18 protein-coding genes are annotated in these 17995 nt (G+C 67.0%); 10 read left to right on the forward strand and 8 right to left on the reverse strand.

Annotated features, from left to right (window positions below):
• Nucleotides 1-3 precede the first annotated feature (3 nt).
• Entirely contained in the window at nucleotides 4-234 is a 231-nt protein-coding gene (locus tag ACH2CY_RS06330) for a hypothetical protein (protein WP_395017184.1), read from the forward strand.
• On the opposite strand, the gene ACH2CY_RS06335 is transcribed toward ACH2CY_RS06330, so the two are convergent.
• The gene (locus tag ACH2CY_RS06335; protein WP_395017186.1) at nucleotides 231-605 is read right to left on the reverse strand and encodes a response regulator; all 375 of its coding nucleotides are present in this window, start codon (nucleotides 603-605) and stop codon (nucleotides 231-233) included. The two genes, ACH2CY_RS06330 and ACH2CY_RS06335, sit on opposite strands and share 4 nt — an antisense overlap.
• 261 nt (nucleotides 606-866) lie before the next feature.
• On the opposite strand from ACH2CY_RS06335, the gene ACH2CY_RS06340 reads away from it, so the two are divergent.
• Nucleotides 867-3530, forward strand: a complete 2664-nt coding sequence (locus ACH2CY_RS06340) for an ATP-binding protein (RefSeq protein ID WP_395017188.1) — start codon at nucleotides 867-869, stop codon at nucleotides 3528-3530.
• A gap of 3 nt (nucleotides 3531-3533) precedes the next feature.
• On the opposite strand, the gene ACH2CY_RS06345 is transcribed toward ACH2CY_RS06340, so the two are convergent.
• On the reverse strand, nucleotides 3534-4178 hold the full coding sequence (locus tag ACH2CY_RS06345) for a glutathione S-transferase family protein (RefSeq protein ID WP_395017190.1): 645 nt from the start codon (nucleotides 4176-4178) through the stop codon (nucleotides 3534-3536).
• Between the two features lie 112 nt (nucleotides 4179-4290).
• Nucleotides 4291-4983, reverse strand: a complete 693-nt coding sequence (locus tag ACH2CY_RS06350) for a TetR/AcrR family transcriptional regulator (protein ID WP_395017192.1) — start codon at nucleotides 4981-4983, stop codon at nucleotides 4291-4293.
• A 99-nt stretch (nucleotides 4984-5082) separates the two neighbouring features.
• Between ACH2CY_RS06350 and ACH2CY_RS06355 the strand changes: the two genes are divergently transcribed.
• Entirely contained in the window at nucleotides 5083-5871 is a 789-nt protein-coding gene (locus ACH2CY_RS06355; protein ID WP_395017194.1) for a sterol desaturase family protein, read from the forward strand.
• Between the two features lie 22 nt (nucleotides 5872-5893).
• Here the strand turns inward: ACH2CY_RS06355 and ACH2CY_RS06360 are convergent, their stop codons facing one another.
• A complete protein-coding gene (locus tag ACH2CY_RS06360; protein WP_395017197.1) occupies nucleotides 5894-7321 on the reverse strand; it encodes an APC family permease in 1428 nt (475 codons plus the stop codon).
• Nucleotides 7322-7478: 157 nt separating this feature from the next.
• Here ACH2CY_RS06360 and ACH2CY_RS06365 point away from each other — a divergent pair, with 157 nt between their 5' ends.
• Together ACH2CY_RS06365 and ACH2CY_RS06370 are read left to right on the forward strand one after the other, a co-directional pair.
• A complete protein-coding gene (locus ACH2CY_RS06365) occupies nucleotides 7479-8120 on the forward strand; it encodes a TetR/AcrR family transcriptional regulator (RefSeq protein ID WP_395017200.1) in 642 nt (213 codons plus the stop codon).
• A complete protein-coding gene (locus ACH2CY_RS06370; RefSeq protein WP_395017201.1) occupies nucleotides 8117-9253 on the forward strand; it encodes a P1 family peptidase in 1137 nt (378 codons plus the stop codon). The genes ACH2CY_RS06365 and ACH2CY_RS06370 overlap by 4 nt, the downstream gene beginning before the upstream one ends.
• Here the strand turns inward: ACH2CY_RS06370 and ACH2CY_RS06375 are convergent.
• On the reverse strand, nucleotides 9250-9882 hold the full coding sequence (locus ACH2CY_RS06375) for a LysE family translocator (protein ID WP_395017203.1): 633 nt from the start codon (nucleotides 9880-9882) through the stop codon (nucleotides 9250-9252). The genes ACH2CY_RS06370 and ACH2CY_RS06375 overlap by 4 nt on opposite strands.
• Before the next feature lie 188 nt (nucleotides 9883-10070).
• On the opposite strand from ACH2CY_RS06375, the gene ACH2CY_RS06380 reads away from it, so the two are divergent.
• On the forward strand, nucleotides 10071-10292 hold the full coding sequence (locus ACH2CY_RS06380) for a hypothetical protein (protein WP_395017204.1): 222 nt from the start codon (nucleotides 10071-10073) through the stop codon (nucleotides 10290-10292).
• Between the two features lie 11 nt (nucleotides 10293-10303).
• On the forward strand, nucleotides 10304-10516 hold the full coding sequence (locus tag ACH2CY_RS06385) for a hypothetical protein (protein WP_395017207.1): 213 nt from the start codon (nucleotides 10304-10306) through the stop codon (nucleotides 10514-10516).
• A gap of 56 nt (nucleotides 10517-10572) precedes the next feature.
• Here ACH2CY_RS06385 and ACH2CY_RS06390 read toward each other — a convergent pair whose 3' ends face one another.
• Together ACH2CY_RS06390 and ACH2CY_RS06395 are read right to left on the reverse strand one after the other, a co-directional pair.
• Nucleotides 10573-12204: a methyl-accepting chemotaxis protein gene (locus ACH2CY_RS06390; protein WP_395017209.1), complete on the reverse strand. Its 1632-nt coding sequence runs from the start codon at nucleotides 12202-12204 to the stop codon at nucleotides 10573-10575.
• A 324-nt stretch (nucleotides 12205-12528) separates the two neighbouring features.
• Complete coding sequence (locus tag ACH2CY_RS06395) at nucleotides 12529-13305, reverse strand: MBL fold metallo-hydrolase (RefSeq protein WP_395017211.1); 777 nt, start codon at nucleotides 13303-13305, stop codon at nucleotides 12529-12531.
• A gap of 107 nt (nucleotides 13306-13412) precedes the next feature.
• Between ACH2CY_RS06395 and ACH2CY_RS06400 the strand changes: the two genes are divergently transcribed.
• The 3 genes from ACH2CY_RS06400 (at nucleotide 13413) to ACH2CY_RS06410 (ending at nucleotide 16973) form a co-directional block, all read left to right on the forward strand.
• Complete coding sequence (locus ACH2CY_RS06400; RefSeq protein WP_395017212.1) at nucleotides 13413-14582, forward strand: MFS transporter; 1170 nt, start codon at nucleotides 13413-13415, stop codon at nucleotides 14580-14582.
• 86 nt (nucleotides 14583-14668) lie between these two features.
• A complete protein-coding gene (locus ACH2CY_RS06405; RefSeq protein WP_395017214.1) occupies nucleotides 14669-16060 on the forward strand; it encodes an aspartate aminotransferase family protein in 1392 nt (463 codons plus the stop codon).
• A 1-nt stretch (nucleotide 16061) separates the two neighbouring features.
• A complete protein-coding gene (locus ACH2CY_RS06410; protein ID WP_395017215.1) occupies nucleotides 16062-16973 on the forward strand; it encodes a hypothetical protein in 912 nt (303 codons plus the stop codon).
• Here ACH2CY_RS06410 and ACH2CY_RS06415 read toward each other — a convergent pair.
• Entirely contained in the window at nucleotides 16953-17966 is a 1014-nt protein-coding gene (locus ACH2CY_RS06415) for a lysylphosphatidylglycerol synthase domain-containing protein (RefSeq protein ID WP_395017217.1), read from the reverse strand. The two genes, ACH2CY_RS06410 and ACH2CY_RS06415, sit on opposite strands and share 21 nt — an antisense overlap.
• Nucleotides 17967-17995: the final 29 nt, after the last annotated feature.

A 17995-nucleotide genomic window follows, 5' to 3' on the forward strand; every position in this document is an offset into this window, starting at 1 on the left:
AGAATGGCCGAGATGGTTGGAGTTTCCCATTGCACCGGGCGGCAAAGCAGCGCGACCGGTCGACTCATGGCAGCGCTGCAGCGCGGTCTCTCGCGCCTGGCCGGCGGCGGTCGTTCGCGCCAACTCAGGCTGGAAGAGTGGCCGGATTACCTGCTGCGTGACATCGGCCTCGACAGCACGATCCGCGACCCGGCGGAACCCCGCGGCAAGCCGACGGATTTCCTGATGCGTTAGGCCAGCGCCTCGGTGATCGCATCGAGCAACTGGCGGCGGGCAAAGGGCTTGTAGAGCACCTTCTTCGCGCCCAGCCGGCCGGCGATCGCGAGAACGTCGAGCCCGTTATGGGCGCCGCCGCCGGACATCGCGATCACCGGAATCTTCGGGTCGCGATCCCTGAGCTCGCTCAGCATCTCGAAGCCATCGCCTTCCGGCATGAAGATGTCGGTGATGACGAGGTCGGGCGTGTGGTCCTTCAGCAGCGCGCTGGCCGATTTGGCATTCGCCGCCTGGACCACGCCATAGCCCGACATCTCCAGGATCCGCGCCACGGTCACGCGCGCCTCTTCGTTGTCATCGACCAGCAGGATGCTCGCACTGTCGCGCATTGCCCATTTCACCATTCGCGGCGCGCCCGAGCCTCGGCGCCGAGACGCACAGCCTGCTCTATATCAAGCCCGCGCTCAAGCCTACGAATTTGTTATTGATCAAGCGCGTTCAGGTATATAGCTAAAATTGCTGGGATATTCTTGTATCCCGCGCTGCCACGCGGCGCCTTGGAATACGCGCCCGGGGTAAGATGTCCTAGCCACCTTTCAGCTCCGACGGGGTTGATGTCGGGCCATAAACGAATCCGGTGACGAACAGCCATGGTGGGCGAGTCCGGTACACTGAGCAGCAGGCAGGAAGCTGGAACCGGGGCGGCGCTGTTCTCGCGCTCCTTCGCCCTGCCCTTCCTGGCCTTCATCGTCATCTCAGCAATTCTGTTCGGGCTCGGCCGACACGAATATCCCGAGCTGCACACGATGCTCGACACCGGCATGTTCTTCCTGTCGGTGGTGCTGTCGGCCTTGCTCCTGGATATCGGACGCCGGCTCGAGCGTGGCTTCCCGACCTGGCTCGCCGCCAGCTTCGCCGTGACGGCGCTGTTCGAGTTCCTGCATGTCACCGCGACCATCGAATGGTGGGACGACCTGCTGCCGGTGCTGTCGCTGCCGGACTGGCTGCGCCCCACGACCTGGTCACCGTCCGGCTACATCCTGCCCATCGGCATCGGCCTGGCGATCTGGCGGCTGCAGCGCGGCGAACGGCCGATGCCGTTCTTCCTGCCTGGCCTGCTGCTGATCGGAGTTTGTCTGTTCGCGGTGTTCCAGCTGTTTCCGGCAAACCTCGCGTGGAGCCCGCTCGGCATGACGCGGCCCGCCCAGGTCGGAATTCCGGTGCTTTGGGCGATCGTCGCGCTGGCGGCCTGGCGGAGCCGCAACCTGGAGCGGAAGCTCGCACCGATCGCGGCGATGGCGCTGATCCTGCTGTGCGGCAACCTGGCCTTCCTCTATTCGCAGGCGGGCAACGACGACCAGGCGATGATCGCCCATGTCGCCCGCGTCACCGGCTATCTGCTGTTGATGCTGGCCGTGATGCGCATGGCCTCGCACGACATGCTGGAGCGGATCCAGGCCGAGCGGGCGCTCAGCCAGCTGAATGCCGAGCTCGAGCGCCGGGTCGGCGAAAGGACCGCGCAGCTCGCGGCCAGCAACCGCTCGCTCACCGCCGAAGTCGAGGAGCGGCGGCGCGCCGAGGAGTCGCTGCGCGAGACCGACCGCCGGCTGCGCCTGCATCTCGAGCGTTTGAACCTGCTGCACCAGGTGACGCGCGCCATCGGCGAGCGCCAGGACCTCGCCAGCATCTTCCAGGTGGTGATCCGCAGCGTCGAGGATGAGCTCCCCGCCGACTTCTGCGCGCTCTGCCTCTACGACGACGCCGATCAGGTGCTGACCGTCGCGGGCGTCGGCACCAAGAGCCAGGACACGGCGATGGCTTTGGCGATGCCGGAGCGGGCCCGGATCGAGATCGACGCCAACGGACTTTCACGCTGCATCACCGGCCGCCTGGTCTACGAGCCCGATCTGGCGCAGCTGCCGTTCCCCTTCCCTCAGCGCCTGCTGAAGGGCGGCCTGCGCTCGATGGTGCTGGCGCCGCTGCAGGTCGAGAGCGTGGTGTTCGGCGTGCTGGTGGTGGCGCGGCGTGAGCCGGAATCCTTCTTCAGCCCCGAATGCGAATTCCTGCGGCAGCTGAGCGAGCATGTCGCCCTCGCCGCGCATCAGGCGCAGCTCTACGCGGCGCTGCAGAAAGCCTATGACGATCTCCGGCAGTCGCAGCAATCGGTGATCCAGCAGGAGCGGCTCCGGGTGCTCGGCCAGATGGCGAGCGGCATCGCGCATGACATCAACAACGCGCTGACCCCGGCCTCGCTCTACACCGAGACGCTGCTGGAGGACGACCAGACCCTGTCGCCCAACAGCCGCGAGCTGCTCGGCGTGGTGCACCGCGCGATCGGCGACGTCACGCATACGGTGGCGCGGATGCGCGAGTTCTACCGCCAGCATGACGCGCAGATGAATCTCGCACCGATCGCGCTCAACGATCTGATCTGCCAGGTGGTCGAGCTGACCCGCGCCCGCTGGCGCGACATGCCGATGCAGCGCGGCGTGGCGGTGGGCGTGCAGTTGAACCTCGCCGCCGACCTGCCGCCGATGCAGGGCGTCGCCAGCGAGATCCGCGAGGCCTTGATCAACCTGCTGATGAACGCCGTCGACGCGATGCCGAACGGCGGCACGATCTCGTTCACCACCGCGGCCGAAGCGGGAAGCCGGGAGCGTCCGCCGCGCATCCGCTGCGAGATCACCGACACCGGTGCCGGCATGAGCGAGGAGACCCGCCGCCGCTGCCTCGAGCCCTTCTTCACCACCAAGGGCGAGCGCGGCACCGGCCTCGGCCTCGCCATGGTCTACGGCGTGCTGCAGCGCCATGCCGCCGAGCTGGAGATCGACAGCGCGGTCGGTCGCGGCACTACGATGCGGCTGGTCTTCCCCGCCGCCGACCCGGCGCGGCTGCAGTCGGGCGGCGAGAGCAGCGAGCCAGCGCGTCCGCCGCGCCTGCCGCTGCTGGTGATCGACGACGACCCGATCCTGCTGCAAACCCTGCGCAACATCCTGGAGAACGACGGCCATGCCGTGACCGTCGCGACCGGCGGCGCGGAAGGCATCGCCGCCTTCCGCGACGCCATGGCCGCGGGACGATCGATCGCCGCCGTCATCACCGATCTCGGCATGCCGAATGTCGACGGCCGCAAGGTCGCCGCCGCGATCAAGGCCGAGTCGCCGGAGACGCCGATCGTGCTGCTGACCGGCTGGGGCCAGCGGCTGATCGACGACGATGACGCCCCGGCCCATGTGGACCGGGTGCTGAGCAAGCCGCCGAAGCTGCGCGATCTCCGCCAGGCCCTGGTCGAGGTGACCCAGGCGAAGGACTGAGACTTATCCGCGCCAGTGCGGCGGATAGGTGCGGTCGTAATAGGGCAGCGCCTCGATCCGCGCCTGCCAGGCGGCCAGCTTGGGCGGAAGATCCGCCGGCTTGTAGCCGAGGCCGGGGGCCCGCTCCTCGACCCGCCCCAGCAGGCGGATCCAGGGAAACAGGGTGTAATCCACCAGCCCGACGCCGCCGGCGAAGAAGTCGCCCGGCAGCGCCTCCGCCCAGCGCGCCAGCTCGACATCGAGCTTCGCGCGCGCCTCGGCGATCTTCTTGGCGTCGCGCTCTTCCGCCTTGGTGTAGAGCGTCGCGTCGATGAAGGGTTCGAGCGCCTTCTCGAGATCACCGCCCGCTTCCGCGATCAGCCGGCGTGCCACGCCGCGCGCCCTGACGTCCTTCGGCAGCAGCGGCTTCTCCGGATAACGCTCGTCCAAATACTCGGCGATCGCGTTCGATTCCGAGAGCGCGAAGCCGTCATCGACGATCGCCGGCACCCGGCCGCGCGGGTTGACCTTCAGGAATTCCGGCGTCTTGGTCTGGTCGGGCTCGAAGGTAAGGCGCTTGGCCTCATAGGTAATGCCCTTGTGCTCCAGCGCCAACCAGACCTTCCAGGCATAAGGCGAGCCGGAGCCGTAATAGAACGTCAGTGCCATGATCTTGTCCCACTCCCATGAGAATCGCGGCTGAAAATCGCGGCTGCGAATTGCGGGGGATTCTTAGCCGAGACGTTCCGCCCTTTCGCCCCTGTTCTGCGTGGGGACAAGCTCAGGCCTTCTTGCGCAAGCGCGCGATGCCGTCCAGCAGCAGATCCAGCCCCTGGGCGAAGGTCGGCTCGAAATGCTGCGGTTTGAAGTAGGGCGCGACCGCGGCGAGGTTCGGGCAGTCGCGGGCGATCTCGGCCTCGGAAGCCGGCTCCGTCGCCGAAGGCCCCTTGGCATAGCCCGCGGTCTCGTCCAGCGCCGCGCCGGTGATGTAATAGCCGAACTCGCGGAACAGCCGCGCCGCGATGGCGTCGTCGAAGCCGCCGTCGCGAAACAGGCCGATCACCGCGTCGAGCTTGCGCACGCCGACGCCGGTGTTCATGCGATGCACCGCCAGCAGCGGATAGAGCTTCGGATGCGCCAGCGCCATGGCGCGATAATTGAAGGCGGCCTGGCGCAGCCGCGCGATCCAGTCGCCACCAGCCGGCGGAATCTCCAGCGCGCCGAACACCCGGTCGACCACCGCGTCGATGAGATGCGCCTTGCTCGGATAGTAGTGGTAGAGGCTCATCGCCTCGCAGCCGATCGCCTCGGCGAGGCGGCGATAGCTGAGCGCGTCCAGGCCCTCGCGGTCGACCAGCGCCAGCGCCGCGGCGGCGATGCCGTCCCGGGTCAAGCCCTGGTGGTAGGCGGGCTTGCGGGTCCTCTTGTGCGCACCATCACGTTTCGGGGAGGCACGCCGCTTTGGGGCTTGCATTCGTACACCGTAAGGATAATCTCGCAATATAAACTTACACCGTAAGAATGCGATCCCGCAATGGTCGCCGTGCGCCCGCACGGCGTGAGGAGGTGCGTCATGTCCGCGGCTGACCTGTTCGGCTTACTGATTCCGGCGACCTTCCTGGTCATGCTGGGAATCGAAACGCTGTTCCCGGCGCGGAGCTTCCCGAAGATCCGGCTCTGGCGATTGCAAGGCATCGGCTTCCTGCTGGCAGCCGGCATCCTGGCCAGCACCATTCCGCTCATGATCCCCGAGGACTGGCTGGCACGGCACCGGCTGATCGACCTGACCGGGCTGGGCGTGATCGGCGGTGCAGCCATCGGCTATCTCGCGGTCAGCCTGATCTCCTATGCCTGGCACCGGAGCGCCCATACCTTCCCGCTGATGTGGCGCGGCTTCCACCAGATCCATCACAGCCCGCAGCGCATGGACATGTCGGGCGCCAATCTCTTCCACCCGCTGGAGCTCAGCGTCTTCATCCTGATCAGCACGCTCACGACGACCTTGCTGCTCGGCCTCGACCCGGTCGCGGCGGCGCTGACCGGCTACATCGCGCAGTTCTACGGCTATTTCCAGCATATGAACGTGAAGACGCCCGTCTGGCTGGGTTACGTGATCCAGCGGCCGGAGGCGCATTGCCTGCACCACCAGCGCGACGTCCATGCCTGGAACTACGGCGACCTGCCGATCTGGGACATCCTGCTCGGCACCTGGCGCAACCCGAAGGATTTCGAAGGCGAGGTCGGCTTCGATGCGCCGGCGACAGCGCGGTTCGGCGCGATGCTGGCTTTCGTCGACGTCAACGCGCCGGCTTCCGGACCGGACAGTCTCGGCCGGAAGCCTAGCGCGGACGCGGCCGCGTAGAGGGGACCACGCGGCCAGGTCTTCATTGCGCCTTCTCGTCCGGGCCGCGCAGCACCCAGCCGCCACGCCGCCGCAGCACCAAGGCGTAATAGAGCGCCGCCGCGACCATGACGCCGACGGTCACGCCAAGGCTGGGCCGGCCGATCACCGGGTCCATGAAGTTCAGCCAGCAGACATAGACCAGCACCAGGAGCGCTGCGATCGGCGGCAGCGGGAACAGCGGCATCTTGTAGGCGGCATGCGCGATGGTCCCATTGCGCCGTCCGGCGATCACCGCCAGGCAGAGTGCTCCATAGACCGCAACCAGCGAGGTGCCGGTCACCACGAACAGCACCTTCAGGTCGATGAAACAGGCGCCGGCGCTGACCAGGCCGCAGAGCAAGGTGGCGAACCAGGGCGTGTGGGTCTTGGCATGGGTCGTCGTCAGTGCCGTGTTGACCGGCGCCCACCAGACCCGGTCGCGGCCGCTGCTGAACAGCAGCCGCGCGGTCAGCAGGATGATCGCGACCACCGCGTTGAAGATCGCCAGCGCGATCGCCAGGCTGATGACGGTGTTGATAACGCTGCCGCCGCGCGCCACCAGGAAATAGTCGAGCATGTTGGCGCTGGAGAGCAGAGCCGTCAGGTCGGGTGCCCCCATCAGGATCGCCGCCAGCGGAATCGCCTCCGCCGCCACGGTAATCGCCAGCGCCCAGAGGATGGCGCGGGCGATGCCGCGATGGGCATCGTGCGTCTCCTCGCCGAAGAACACCGCCGAGCCGTAGCCGTTGTAGGAGAAGATGGCGATCGAGGTGGCGATGCCGATCGCGCCGAAGGTCGCCGGCACCAGGCTGCCGTCGGCCAGCAGCACCGGTTGCAACAGCAATTCGGTCACCGGCCGCTCGACATGGAGGAAGCCCAGGGCCGCCAGCACCACCAGGGCCGCCATCTCGATGGCGAGGAAAGTGCCGGTCACGACCGCGTTGAACTTGATGTCGAAGACCGCGATCACCGCGCCCAGCAGCACCGCGACCGCCGCGACCACCGGTCCGTTCAATTCCGGGAACAGCACGCCGAGATAGGTGCCGACCCCGAGCGCGATCACGGCAATGATCAGGACCTGCGTCATCAGGATCAGCCAGAGCACCATCAGCCCCGGCGCTTTGCCGAGCGTGCGGCCGATGATCGCGTATTCGCCGCCGGTCAGCGGATAGGCCGAGGAGAGTTCGGCATAGACGAAGGCCATGAACACGCCGACCACCGCGGCGACGATGAAGCTCCAGAGCGCGCCGGTGCCGGCCAGCGCGATCACGCCGGGCACGATGATGAAGACCGACGAAGCCGGCGTCACCGCCGACAGGGTGATCAGCAACGTCCCCAGCACATGCAGGCCGCGCTTCAGCGCCGGATGGCTGGCCCCCGGCTGCGCATTCTCATGAGCCGCCGCTGCGGCCTCCTCGCGAATAGCCATTGCTCCCTCCCTGGGATTTAGTTATTTTATACTTCATTGAAAAACGATTCAGTTGGGCGGTCAAGTTGATTCAGAATCAGCATTTTATGCGGATAACTTGCCCGATTCTGCCGATTTCTGGCTTTCAGAATAATATGAACATTGGTTAAATAACGGCATGGCACGGCCGAATCGGCAGAAGGAGCGCAGGGCGGAGCTGGTGGCCGCGGCGCGCGAGGCGATCATCCAGCGCGGGGTCATCGGGCTGCGCCTGAAGGATGTGGCGGAGCGCGTCGGGATGACGGCGAGCTCGGTCTTCTATTACTACCCGGCGATCGGCGACCTGTTGCGCGACGTGCTGCGCGACGCGGTCGAGCGCTTCTGCATCGACCGCGCGGCGGCGGTGGTACACATCGCCGATCCGGCGCTGCGGCTGGCGGCCATGATTCGCACCGGCTTGCCGGCCGGCCCCGACGATGCGCTCTGCCGCCTGCTCTACGAGCTGGGCTCGGTGGCGCGGCGCGACGCCGTGCAGGCCGCCCGCTATATCGCGCTCTATGAGCGGCAGGTCGGCATCTATGTCGCGATCCTGGAAGCCGGCGCCGCCCAGGGCCAGTTCAAGCTCAACGAAAGCGCGCTCGCCATCGCGCGCAACTTCGTGACGCTCGAGGACGGCTACGGCCTGCATGTGACCATGGCGGTGCCGACCTTCACGCCTCAGGCGGCCGAGGCGCTGATTCGCAGCTATGCCAGCATCGCCACCGGCTGCAATATCACCGAGATCGATCTCGATTCCGAAGCAGGGAACATCACGCGATGAGCGAAAGAAACTTGAAGACCCCGTCCGGCAAGCCGCGCGCCCGCAGCCTGGGCGTCCGGCTGCTGGGCAGCCCCGGGCGGCATAATGCGATCACCGACGTGCCGGGCGTCGCGGTCGGCTATGTCACCCTGATCGAAGGCCACGGGCCGACGCGGGTCGGCGAAGGCCCGGTGCGGACCGGCGTCACCGCGATCCTGCCGCGCGGCCGCGACGGTGTCGGCCTGCCCTGCGCCGCCGGCTTCTATTCGCTGAACGGCAATGGCGAGATCACCGGCGTCTCCTGGATCGAGGAGACCGGCGCGCTCGGCTCGCCGATCCTCTTGACCAACACCCATGCGGTCGGCGCCTGCCATCGCGGCATCATCGACTGGACCGTCAAGCACCGCCCGCAGCTGGCGGAGCAATGGCTGCTGCCGGTCGTGGCCGAGACCTGGGACGGCTACCTGAACGACATCAACGGCAACCATGTGACCGCGCAGCACGCGGTGGCCGCGATCGACGAGGCCGTCGAGGGCGCGATCGAGGAAGGCTCGGTCGGCGGCGGCACCGGCATGAACTGCTATGCCTTCAAGGGCGGCAGCGGCACCGCGTCGCGCCGGGTTTCCTTCGGCAGCGAAAGCTACACCTTGGGCGCCTTCGTGCAGGCGAATTTCGGCGCGCGCCATGAGCTCACCATCGGCGGCACCTATCTCGGCGAGCTGCTGGCCGGCGACAACCCGATGGAAGACTTCTACGCCAAGCCCGGCGCCGGCTCAGTGATCGCGATCGTCGCGACCGATGCGCCGCTGCTGCCCGGTCAATGCAAGGCGCTGGCGCGTCGCGTGCCGCTCGGCCTCGCGCGCACCGGCACCAGCGGTTCGCATTTCTCCGGCGATCTCTTCCTGGCCTTCTCCACCGCCAACAGGGGCGCGCTCACCAGCCAGTTCTCAGCCGAGCCGAAGGGCGCCGGCGATCTCGACCAGCTCGCCTTCGTCCAGTGGGGCCACATGGACCGCTTCTACGAGGCGACGGTCCAGGCGGTCGAGGAAGCGGTGCTGAACGCGCTCTCCGCCGCCGGCGAGATGATCGGCCGCGACGGCCACCGCGCGCCGGGCCTGCCGCGGGAGAAGGTCGCGCAGGCGCTGCGCGGTTAGCTGCGCTTCAGCGATGCGGTCAGCAGGCCGGCGCCGATCAGCATGGTGCCGCCGGCGCGGTTCATGATCCGGATCGCGCGCGGCGAATCCATCACCCGCCGGGCCCGCGCCGTCATGAAGATGTAGAGCATGAGGCTGCCGGCGGCGAGGACCTCGAAGGTCAGAGCCAGGACGATGACCTGCGGCAGCACCGCGCGGTGCATGTCGATGAACTGCGGCAGGAAGGCCGCGAAGAACAGTAGGCCCTTCGGGTTGAGCAGGGTCACCGAGAAGGATTCGGCGATCGCGCGGCGCATCCCGCGACGGGCACCCTGGGTACCGGCCGCGGCACCCAGCGGCACTGCGGGTGCGCGCCAGAGCTTGATGCCGAGATAGATCAGGTATAACGCGCCCACCCATTTCAGCAGGGTGAAGGCTTCGGCCGAAGCCGCCAGGATCGCGCCCAGACCCAGCACCGAGCAGGCGATCGCCGTGAAATCGCCCAGGGCCACGCCCAGCAGGCTTGCCAGCGCGACCCGCGTGCCGGAGCTCATCGCATGGCCGGTGACCATCAGCGTCGTCGGTCCGGGAATCGCGATCACGACCGCCGCCGCGGCGGCAAAGGCCAGCCAGAGCTGAAACGAAATCATCGGCATGCTCCCATTCTGCTTCGGACTCCAGCAAAGACAGATGTCGGAAACCCGCGCAATGCCGTTTTCGTGAGCCCGCTCCGCGGTTCGTGATCGCCGTGCCGGCCCCAGGCCGACGTGACATTCCTGGGCAATGAAGGCGGCGCCGGGCCGTTGGGGCATCGGCACCCCGCCGGATGGAGGTCCCGATGGAAAACCGCAACGAGACCACTGGATCAGGGAAGACGCTGCTCCTGGCGACACTGCTGCTCGCGGCCATCAGCCTGTCGGCTTGCGTGGTCGCGCCCGACCGCGACGGTCACGGCCGACACCATCATTGGAACAACGACCGCAACTGGAACAACGGGCCGGGCTGGAAAAGCGGGTCGGGCTGGCAGGGCCGTCACGGCGACTGGGACGGCCAGCATTGAAGGAGAACGTCATGTCCGCCGCACTGAAGCGCATCATGCCGGTCGCCGTATTGTCGCTCGCCGCCGCGACTCTCGCCGGCTGCTATGTCGGCCCGGCTCCCTATACCGAGGGGGGCTATTATGCCGAGCCCCGGCCGGCCTATGTCGCGCCGCGCTATGATTACGGACCACGCTGGACCTGGCACCGCAACCGCTGGCACCGCAACCGGCACCACTGGGATTAAAACGAACGGGCCGGCCCCGAGGGGAGCCGGCCCGCCGTCGTTCGATCGAGGTTCGCTTAAGCAGCGCGGACCTGGGTGAGGAACTCGTTGATCTGCTGCTTCAGGCTGCCGGCATTCTGCACCACGCCATCGGAGGCCGAGAGCACCAGGCCGGCGGACTGGCCGACCTCCTGGGTCGCACCGCTGAGTTCGGTGATGGTCTTCGAGACATCGGTGGTGGCATTGGCCGCCTGCTCGACGTTGCGCGCGATCTCCGCGGTCGCCGCACCCTGCTCCTGCATCGCCGCCGCAATCGCCGTGGCGATGTCGTCGACGCCGCGGATCGTCTCGGCGATCTTCTTGATCGAGACCGCCGAACGGTCGGTCATGGTGCGGACACCATTGATCAGGGTCGCGATCTCCTCGGTCGCCTTGGCGGTCTGGGTCGCGAGCTGCTTCACCTCGGAAGCGACCACCGCGAAGCCCTTGCCCGCCTCGCCGGCGCGCGCCGCCTCGATGGTCGCATTGAGCGCCAGCAGGTTGGTCTGGCTGGCGATGTCGTTGATGAGACCCACCACCGTGCCGATGCGCTGCGCGGAATCGGTCAGCGATTCCACGTCGGCGTTGGCCGCGGTCGCCGCCTCGACGGCCTCTTTCGAGACCACGGTGCAGCGGGTCACCTGCTGGTTGATCTCGCCGATCGCCGCGGTCAGCTCTTCGGTTGCGGCGGCGACTGTCTGCACGCTCTGGCTCGCCTCATGCGAGCCCGCGGCGATCGAACTCGCCTGCCGGCTCGCCTGGTCGGTCAGGCCGTTCATGTTGGTGGCGGCCGATTTCATGTTGCCGGCGGAATCCGCCAGCACGCCGACCAGCTTGGCGACCGAACGCTCGAGGTCGTCCGCCATGCCGAGCAGGGCGGCACGACGCTCCTCCTCCGCCTTGCGCTCGGCCTCTTCCTGGGCCTTGCGCATCGCTTCCATCTTCAGAGCGTTGTCCTTGAACACTCCGAGCGAGCGCGCGAGGTCACCGACCTCGTCGCCGCGACCGGTGAAGGGCGTGTCGATCGAAAGGTCGCCCTGCGACAGGCGGCCCATGCGGTCGGTGATCGCCCGGATCGGCCGGGTGATGCCACGGGCGATCACGAAGGCGCTGCCGAGACCGACCAGCAGCACGACGGCCATGATGATGCCGAGCTGGATCGCGACATAGCGGAACTCCGCATCGACGTCGTCGATGTAAACGCCGGTGCCGACCATCCAATTCCAGTCCTTCTGAACCGCGGCATAGGAAACCTTCGGCAGCGGCACTTCCGAGCCCGCACGGCCGAAACGGTAATTGACATAGCCGCCCCCGGCCTTGGCGGCGTCGATCAGGCGGGCGATCAGTTTCACGCCGTCGGGATCGGTGAGATCGATCAGGTTCTTGCCGATGGATTCCGGCTTGCCGGCCTGGATCTTGGCGACGCCGTCGAAATCATAGGCGAAGAAATAGTCGCCGTTGCCGTAGCGGATCTTGTGCACGATCTCGCGGACCTGGCTCTGCGCCTCCTCGACCGTGAGCTCGCCCTTCTTGGCGCGCTCGGCATAGGAGTCGAGCAGGCCGAGCACGGTCTCGACCTCCTGCTTCACCATCGTGCGACGGTCATTCATCAGCGTTTCGCGCAGCTCCATCAGGCTGACCGACATGATGGCAACCAAGCCGATCGTCATCAGCAGGATAACCGCTGCAATCCTGTGTTGAATTTTCACGCGCTTCAGCATGACGAATCCTTCTCTCCGGGTCCGGACGAACCGATGCGGAACTGTGACGCGCCGGGGTTAAGAAGATGTTGCTAGGGCATCGGCGCCGCAGCGTAACCCCTTGATCTCGATCACGTTCGGCCGCGCCCGATCTGGGCACTCCCTGACCTCCCGTGATGATAAGGCCCTGATGGAGCGCATCTATTTCACAATCTGCGCGACCGGAACTCGTCGGCAGCGGATCGTGGGATCCGGCGCGGCGACGACAACCTGTCGCAGCGTCTGGACCGGAACCTAGGTGCGGGAGGCGACGTAGCCGTCGATCAACTCCAGCATCCGCTCCCGGCCGAAGCTCGGGTCATGGCCGCCATGCACCACGCGGACCGGCAGCTCGCGCAGGCGCGCCATGGTGCGGAGATAATCCGGGACGCTGCAGCCGGAGAGCTGATCCAAGAGCGGCCCATCATAAAGAGCGTCGCCAGAGAACAGCGTGCCGGTGGCTTCCTCCCAGAGGCCGATGCTGCCCGGCGAATGGCCGGGCAGATGCATCACCTCGAAGCGGCGGTCGCCGGTATCGACGGTGTCGCCGTCCTCTGCCGTGCGCACGCGCTTGGCCGGCTTCAGGCGATAGCGGTCGGGGTCGTAGCCGGCATGCGGGATCGCGGTGATCATGCAGCCGTCGGGGATCTCATAGCCGGCCGCCGCCAGCTTGCGCCGCCCCTCGGCGCTGAAATAGGCCTCGTTGCGCAGGCTGAGCTCGTGCTCGGGCTCGGTCAGCGTCGAAACCTCGGCGGAATGCACCAGGCATTCCTCGAACTCGTGATGCCCGCCGGTATGGTCGAGATGGGTGTGGGTCGCGACCGCGAGCACCGGTTTGTCGATCAGGTGCCGTGTGGCGTCATGCAGGCTGGCAACGCCCATGCCGGTGTCGATCAGGAGATCCCGGTCGCGGCCGCGCACATGCCAGATGTTGCAGCGCATCAGCGGGATCACATGCGGTTCCCAGAGCAGGGTGATGCCGTCACCGATGCGTTTCTCCTCGAACCAGCGGTCCGCGATCTGCAAAGTCATGATCTATGCGCTCCCTCCGCATGCTTGGCCTGCATGGAAGACAAACCCGCTGCGCTTGTCCATGAAATGATTCTAGGCCAGTCTGCGCCGCAATTCGGGGGACCGGCGTGGCCGAGCAAGAGAGCATCAATTGGCGCAATCTGATCGCGGCCTGCGCGGCGGTCTGTGTCTTCGCCTTCTCGCTCGGCGAAATCTTCCCGCTGCTCTCGCTCAACATGAAGGCCGACGGCGTCACTGAGGATACGATCGGCTTCAACACCGCCATGGCGCCGCTCGGCATCCTGGTCGCGGGGCTGTTCATTCCCCGCCTGTCGCATGCCTTCGGCGCCAAGCGGGTCGCGCTGTTCATGGCGTTCGCGACCGGGGCGATCTTCATCCTCTATCCGACGATTGACTGGCTGCCGGCCTGGTTCGTACTGCGCTTTACCCAGGGCATGACCGTCGCGACCCTGTTCGCCTTGAGCGAGGCCTGGGTGCTCTCCAATGCGACCGGGAAGTGGCGCGGCCTGGTGGTGGGCGCCTATGCCACCTGCATCTCGGCCACCTTCGGCGTCGGCGCCGCCGTCGTCGGCTGGGTCGGCATCGAAGGCTACACGCCATTCGTGATCGGTGCGATCGTGCTCTGCCTCGCCGCCTTGCCGATGTCGCTGCTCACCGCGGAAGCCAGCGCGGCCGACTACGAGCATGTGCCGATGCTGGCGTTTCTGCCCAAGGCGCCGATGCTGATGGGGGCGATCTTCGTCCATGCGATCTTCGACGGTGGCATGCTCGGCTTTCTGTCGGTCTATGGCCGGGACAACGGCATGAGCGACGGAGTCGGGGCTGCGCTCATCACCGCACTCTCCTTCGGCAACGTCTTCTTCCAGATCCCGATCGGGTGGATCGCCGACAGGATCGGCAAGAATCCGGCGATGATCGCCTGCTTCGTGCTCACGATCGTCGGTCTCATCGCCCTGCCCTTCTGCGTGACCTCGATCTGGGTCTGGCCGCTGATGCTGTTCCTGGGCGCCGCCGGCTTCGGCATCTACACGATCGGCCTCGCGCAGCTGGGCGACCGATTCCAGGGCGCCGACCTGATCGCCGGGACCGCCGCTTTCTCGACCGCCTGGGGTCTTGGCGCCCTGGCCGGATCGGTGGTCTGCGGCCTGGCGATGAACCGGTTCGGCCCGGACGGCTTCCCGAACGCGCTGCTGGCGATCTTCATCGGCTATCTCGTTGTCAGGATGGTAACCGAGTTTCGGCGCCGTGCGGCAAACCGGCGCCCAAGGACACCTTGACGCTTTCGTCTTCCTGACAGAAGAATCGGGGATGGGCCACCACTGCTGAAATGCAGCCGGGGGCGGGGGTTACAGGGAAGTCACTCATGCCGATCGATATGAACGCGATTCTGGCGGACCGATCGGCCGAGAAATACGATCTTTACGACCGGCATCTCAATTCGCAGATGGTCCGGATGCTGAAGACCATCGGCTTCGACCGCGGCTACGTGCGCGGCAAGGGCGCCTATCTCTACGACCGGGAAGACAACCGCTACCTCGACCTGTTGAGCGGGTTCGGCGTGTTCGCGGTCGGGCGCAACCACCCGACGGTGATCGGCGCGCTGCAGCAGACGCTGACCGCGGAACTGCCGAACCTGGTGCAGATGGACGTCTCGCTGCTGAGCGGGCTGCTGGCCGAGCGGCTGCTCCCCAAGCTGCGCGGCCTCGACAAGATGTTCTTCTGCAATTCGGGCGCCGAAGCGGTCGAGGCGGCGATGAAATTCAGCCGTGCCGCCACCGGGCGCGACCGGATCCTGTTCTGCGACCACGCCTTCCACGGCCTCACCTACGGGGCGCTGTCGCTGAACGGCGACGATCACTTCCGCGACGGCTTCGGCCCGCTGCTGCCGTATTGCGAGTCGGTTCCGTTCAACGACCTGATGGCGCTCGACCGCGCGCTGGCGGCGGGCGACGTCGCCGCCTTCATCGTCGAGCCGATCCAGGGCAAGGGCGTCAACATTCCGGACGACGACTATCTCCGCGAGGCGGCGCGGCTCTGCAAGCGGCATGGCGCGCTGTTCGTGGTCGATGAGATCCAGACCGGCATCGGCCGCACCGGCAAGTTCCTGGCGATCGACCATTGGGACGCGGAGCCCGACATGGTCCTGCTGGCGAAGGCACTCTCGGGCGGCTTCGTGCCGGTCGGCGCGGTCGCGATGAAGAAGCCGACCTTCAACAAGATCTTCGACCGCATGGATCGCGCCGTGGTGCACGGCTCGACCTTCGGCAAGACCGACATCGCCATGGCCGCCGGGCTCGCCACTTTGCAGGTGATCGAGGACGAGAAGCTGATCGAGAACGCGGCTTCGATCGGCGAGGGCATCCGCGCCGATCTCGCCGCCTTGGTCGAACCCCATGAGTTCGTGAAGGCGGTGCGCGGCAAGGGCCTGATGATCGCGATCGAGTTCGGCACGCCGAAATCGCTCTCGCTGAAAGCCGCCTGGGCGCTGCTGGAGCAGGCCAACAAGGGCCTGTTCTGCCAGCTGATCACCATACCGCTGCTGAAGCAGCACCGCATCCTCTCGCAGGTCGCGGGCTACGGCATGAACGTGATTAAGCTCATTCCGCCGCTGACGCTGAACGAAGAGGATCGCACCTGGATCCGCCGCGGCTTCGAGCAGGTGGTTGCCGACAGCCACCGGGTGCCGGGCGCGATCTGGGATCTCGGCCGGACCCTGGCCGCGCACAGCCTGAAGGCGCGCAGCAGCGCCGCCTGACTTGGACCCGCAGCGCTCTTTTTCCGGAACCGATCTCGGTGTGCTGGTCGGCGCGCCGTTCTTCGCCCTGCCCGCCTGGTTCCTACCCGAGCGCGCCTGGCCGGCGATCGGGCGGCGGCTGAGCCCGATGGCGATCGGCGATCTCACCCAGGATCCCGCCGCCACCTTAGCCGTCATCCGCAAGACCCTCGGTGCGCGGCTGGCCGATACGCCGGCAAAGTCAATCCTGCGCGACATGGGCGCGGAGGGCATCTTCACCTTCTTCCAGGTGCTGAAATGCTATCGCCCCGATGGCTGGGAGCCCGCCGTGCGCATTGCCGGCTTCGAGCATGTCCATGCCGCGCTCGAAGCCGGCCGCGGCGCGGTGCTCTGGGTCAGCCACGCCTTCCACGGCCATCTCGGCTCGAAGGTCGGCTTTCGCCGGGCGGGGCTCGAGGTCGTGCATCTGAGCACGCCGGCGCACGGTTTCTCGGCGACCCGGCTCGGCGTCCGCTACCTCAACCGGATACAGACCCGGATAGAGGACCGCTACATCGCCGAGCGCGTGCTGCTGCCGCTGCAAGGCCAGAACGCCGCCTTGCAGACTCTCGCCAAGCGCCTCAAGTCCAACAAGGTGGTGAGCATCACCGGGCAGAAGGGCAGCGGACGCACGGTCGATGCGCGGTTTCTCGAGGGGAGCTTGCCGCTGGCCCCGGGGGCGCCGAGCCTGGCTCGGATGACCGGTGCGCGCCTGCTGCCGGTCTTCGCCTTCCGCGCCGCGGACGGCGCGGTCGAAGTCACCGTCGAGCCCGAGATCGCGCTCGAAGGGGTGCGCGACGAGGCGATATCAGCCGCGGTGCAGGATTTCGCCCGGCGCAGCGAGCCCTATGCGCTGCGCCATCCCGGCCAGTGGCTAAGCTGGATCCAGCTCTGAAGTCATCGGCTCCGGCCGGCCGCCGATCAGCCGGTGCAGGCTGCGGCCCTCGATCACCTGCCAGAGCAGCAGCGCCGGAATCCCGGTCATCAACTCGCGCGCCCGGGTGGCGAGCGACAAGGCCAGCGCGATCTCCGGCTCGAGCCCGATCATCTGGCCGAGCACGACATAAGCCCCCTCCTGCAGGCCCCAGCCGCCGGGCACGACGAAGGCCGCGGCGCGCAAGGTGCAGATGATGCCGATGAACATCACCGCGTCGGAGGGGGTGATCGGGTTGTGCATCAGCCAGGCGGCGACGAAGATCTCAACCGCCATTAAGCCGCGGGTGGTGCAACGGATTGCGCACGCCGCGGCGACCCGGAACGGCCGCGCATAGATCGCGCGGATCGTGCGATCGAGATGATGCGCATTGTCGGCCAGGCCCTGCCAGCGCGGCGAGCGCAGGCTGCGCGCGCCCCACTGCGCCAGCTTGCCGAGCAGGTTGGCGTATTGCGCGTAGAGCATGGTGCCGATCGCCAGGGTGAGGAAGGCGGCGCCGGTGATGATCGGCCAGAACAAGGTCTCGTCCGGGCCGGTGACGATGAGCGCGCTGAAGCCGAGCAGCGCCCAGAAGATCAGCACGACGATCTGCACCGTCATGTCGACCACCGCCAGCGAGGCGGCGTCGGCGGCGCGGGTGCCGTCGCGGATCAGCAATCTCGCCTTCACCACCTCCGCGGCGAGGCCGCCCAGCGGCATCAACGTCTCGACGGCGATGCCGATCCAGATCGCGCGCAGGACCCTGACGAAGGCCGGGCGTCTTCCGTCCGGGAAGTTGAGGCTCCACGAACCAGCCGCGCCGAGGTAATGCGGCGCATAGATCAACGGCAGCAGCAGGACGCCGGCGCCAAGCGTTCCCATGGCGACGGACACGGTTCCGAAACCTTGCCAGGCGATCAACGCGATCGCGCCGGCCAGTCCCAGCACGAACGCAATACAGGCAGCAGTCCGCACGTCTTCCCCTCAGCGCCTCCCCCCGGAGG

Origin of the sequence: Dongia sp. (assembly GCF_041905885.1) — a bacterium.
Taxonomy (GTDB): Bacteria; Pseudomonadota; Alphaproteobacteria; order Dongiales; family Dongiaceae; genus Dongia.

What these genes read in the sequence shown, in the direction of transcription:
- ACH2CY_RS06330 (WP_395017184.1), top strand. Translation starts at nt 4, where the DNA reads ATGGCCGAGATGGTTGGAGTTTCCCATTGCACCGGGCGGCAAAGCAGC.
- ACH2CY_RS06335 (WP_395017186.1), bottom strand. Translation starts at nt 605, where the DNA reads ATGCGCGACAGTGCGAGCATCCTGCTGGTCGATGACAACGAAGAGGCG.
- ACH2CY_RS06340 (WP_395017188.1), top strand. Translation starts at nt 867, where the DNA reads ATGGTGGGCGAGTCCGGTACACTGAGCAGCAGGCAGGAAGCTGGAACC.
- ACH2CY_RS06345 (WP_395017190.1), bottom strand. Translation starts at nt 4,178, where the DNA reads ATGGCACTGACGTTCTATTACGGCTCCGGCTCGCCTTATGCCTGGAAG.
- ACH2CY_RS06350 (WP_395017192.1), bottom strand. Translation starts at nt 4,983, where the DNA reads ATGCAAGCCCCAAAGCGGCGTGCCTCCCCGAAACGTGATGGTGCGCAC.
- ACH2CY_RS06355 (WP_395017194.1), top strand. Translation starts at nt 5,083, where the DNA reads ATGTCCGCGGCTGACCTGTTCGGCTTACTGATTCCGGCGACCTTCCTG.
- ACH2CY_RS06360 (WP_395017197.1), bottom strand. Translation starts at nt 7,321, where the DNA reads ATGGCTATTCGCGAGGAGGCCGCAGCGGCGGCTCATGAGAATGCGCAG.
- ACH2CY_RS06365 (WP_395017200.1), top strand. Translation starts at nt 7,479, where the DNA reads ATGGCACGGCCGAATCGGCAGAAGGAGCGCAGGGCGGAGCTGGTGGCC.
- ACH2CY_RS06370 (WP_395017201.1), top strand. Translation starts at nt 8,117, where the DNA reads ATGAGCGAAAGAAACTTGAAGACCCCGTCCGGCAAGCCGCGCGCCCGC.
- ACH2CY_RS06375 (WP_395017203.1), bottom strand. Translation starts at nt 9,882, where the DNA reads ATGATTTCGTTTCAGCTCTGGCTGGCCTTTGCCGCCGCGGCGGCGGTC.
- ACH2CY_RS06380 (WP_395017204.1), top strand. Translation starts at nt 10,071, where the DNA reads ATGGAAAACCGCAACGAGACCACTGGATCAGGGAAGACGCTGCTCCTG.
- ACH2CY_RS06385 (WP_395017207.1), top strand. Translation starts at nt 10,304, where the DNA reads ATGTCCGCCGCACTGAAGCGCATCATGCCGGTCGCCGTATTGTCGCTC.
- ACH2CY_RS06390 (WP_395017209.1), bottom strand. Translation starts at nt 12,204, where the DNA reads ATGACGATCGGCTTGGTTGCCATCATGTCGGTCAGCCTGATGGAGCTG.
- ACH2CY_RS06395 (WP_395017211.1), bottom strand. Translation starts at nt 13,305, where the DNA reads ATGACTTTGCAGATCGCGGACCGCTGGTTCGAGGAGAAACGCATCGGT.
- ACH2CY_RS06405 (WP_395017214.1), top strand. Translation starts at nt 14,669, where the DNA reads ATGCCGATCGATATGAACGCGATTCTGGCGGACCGATCGGCCGAGAAA.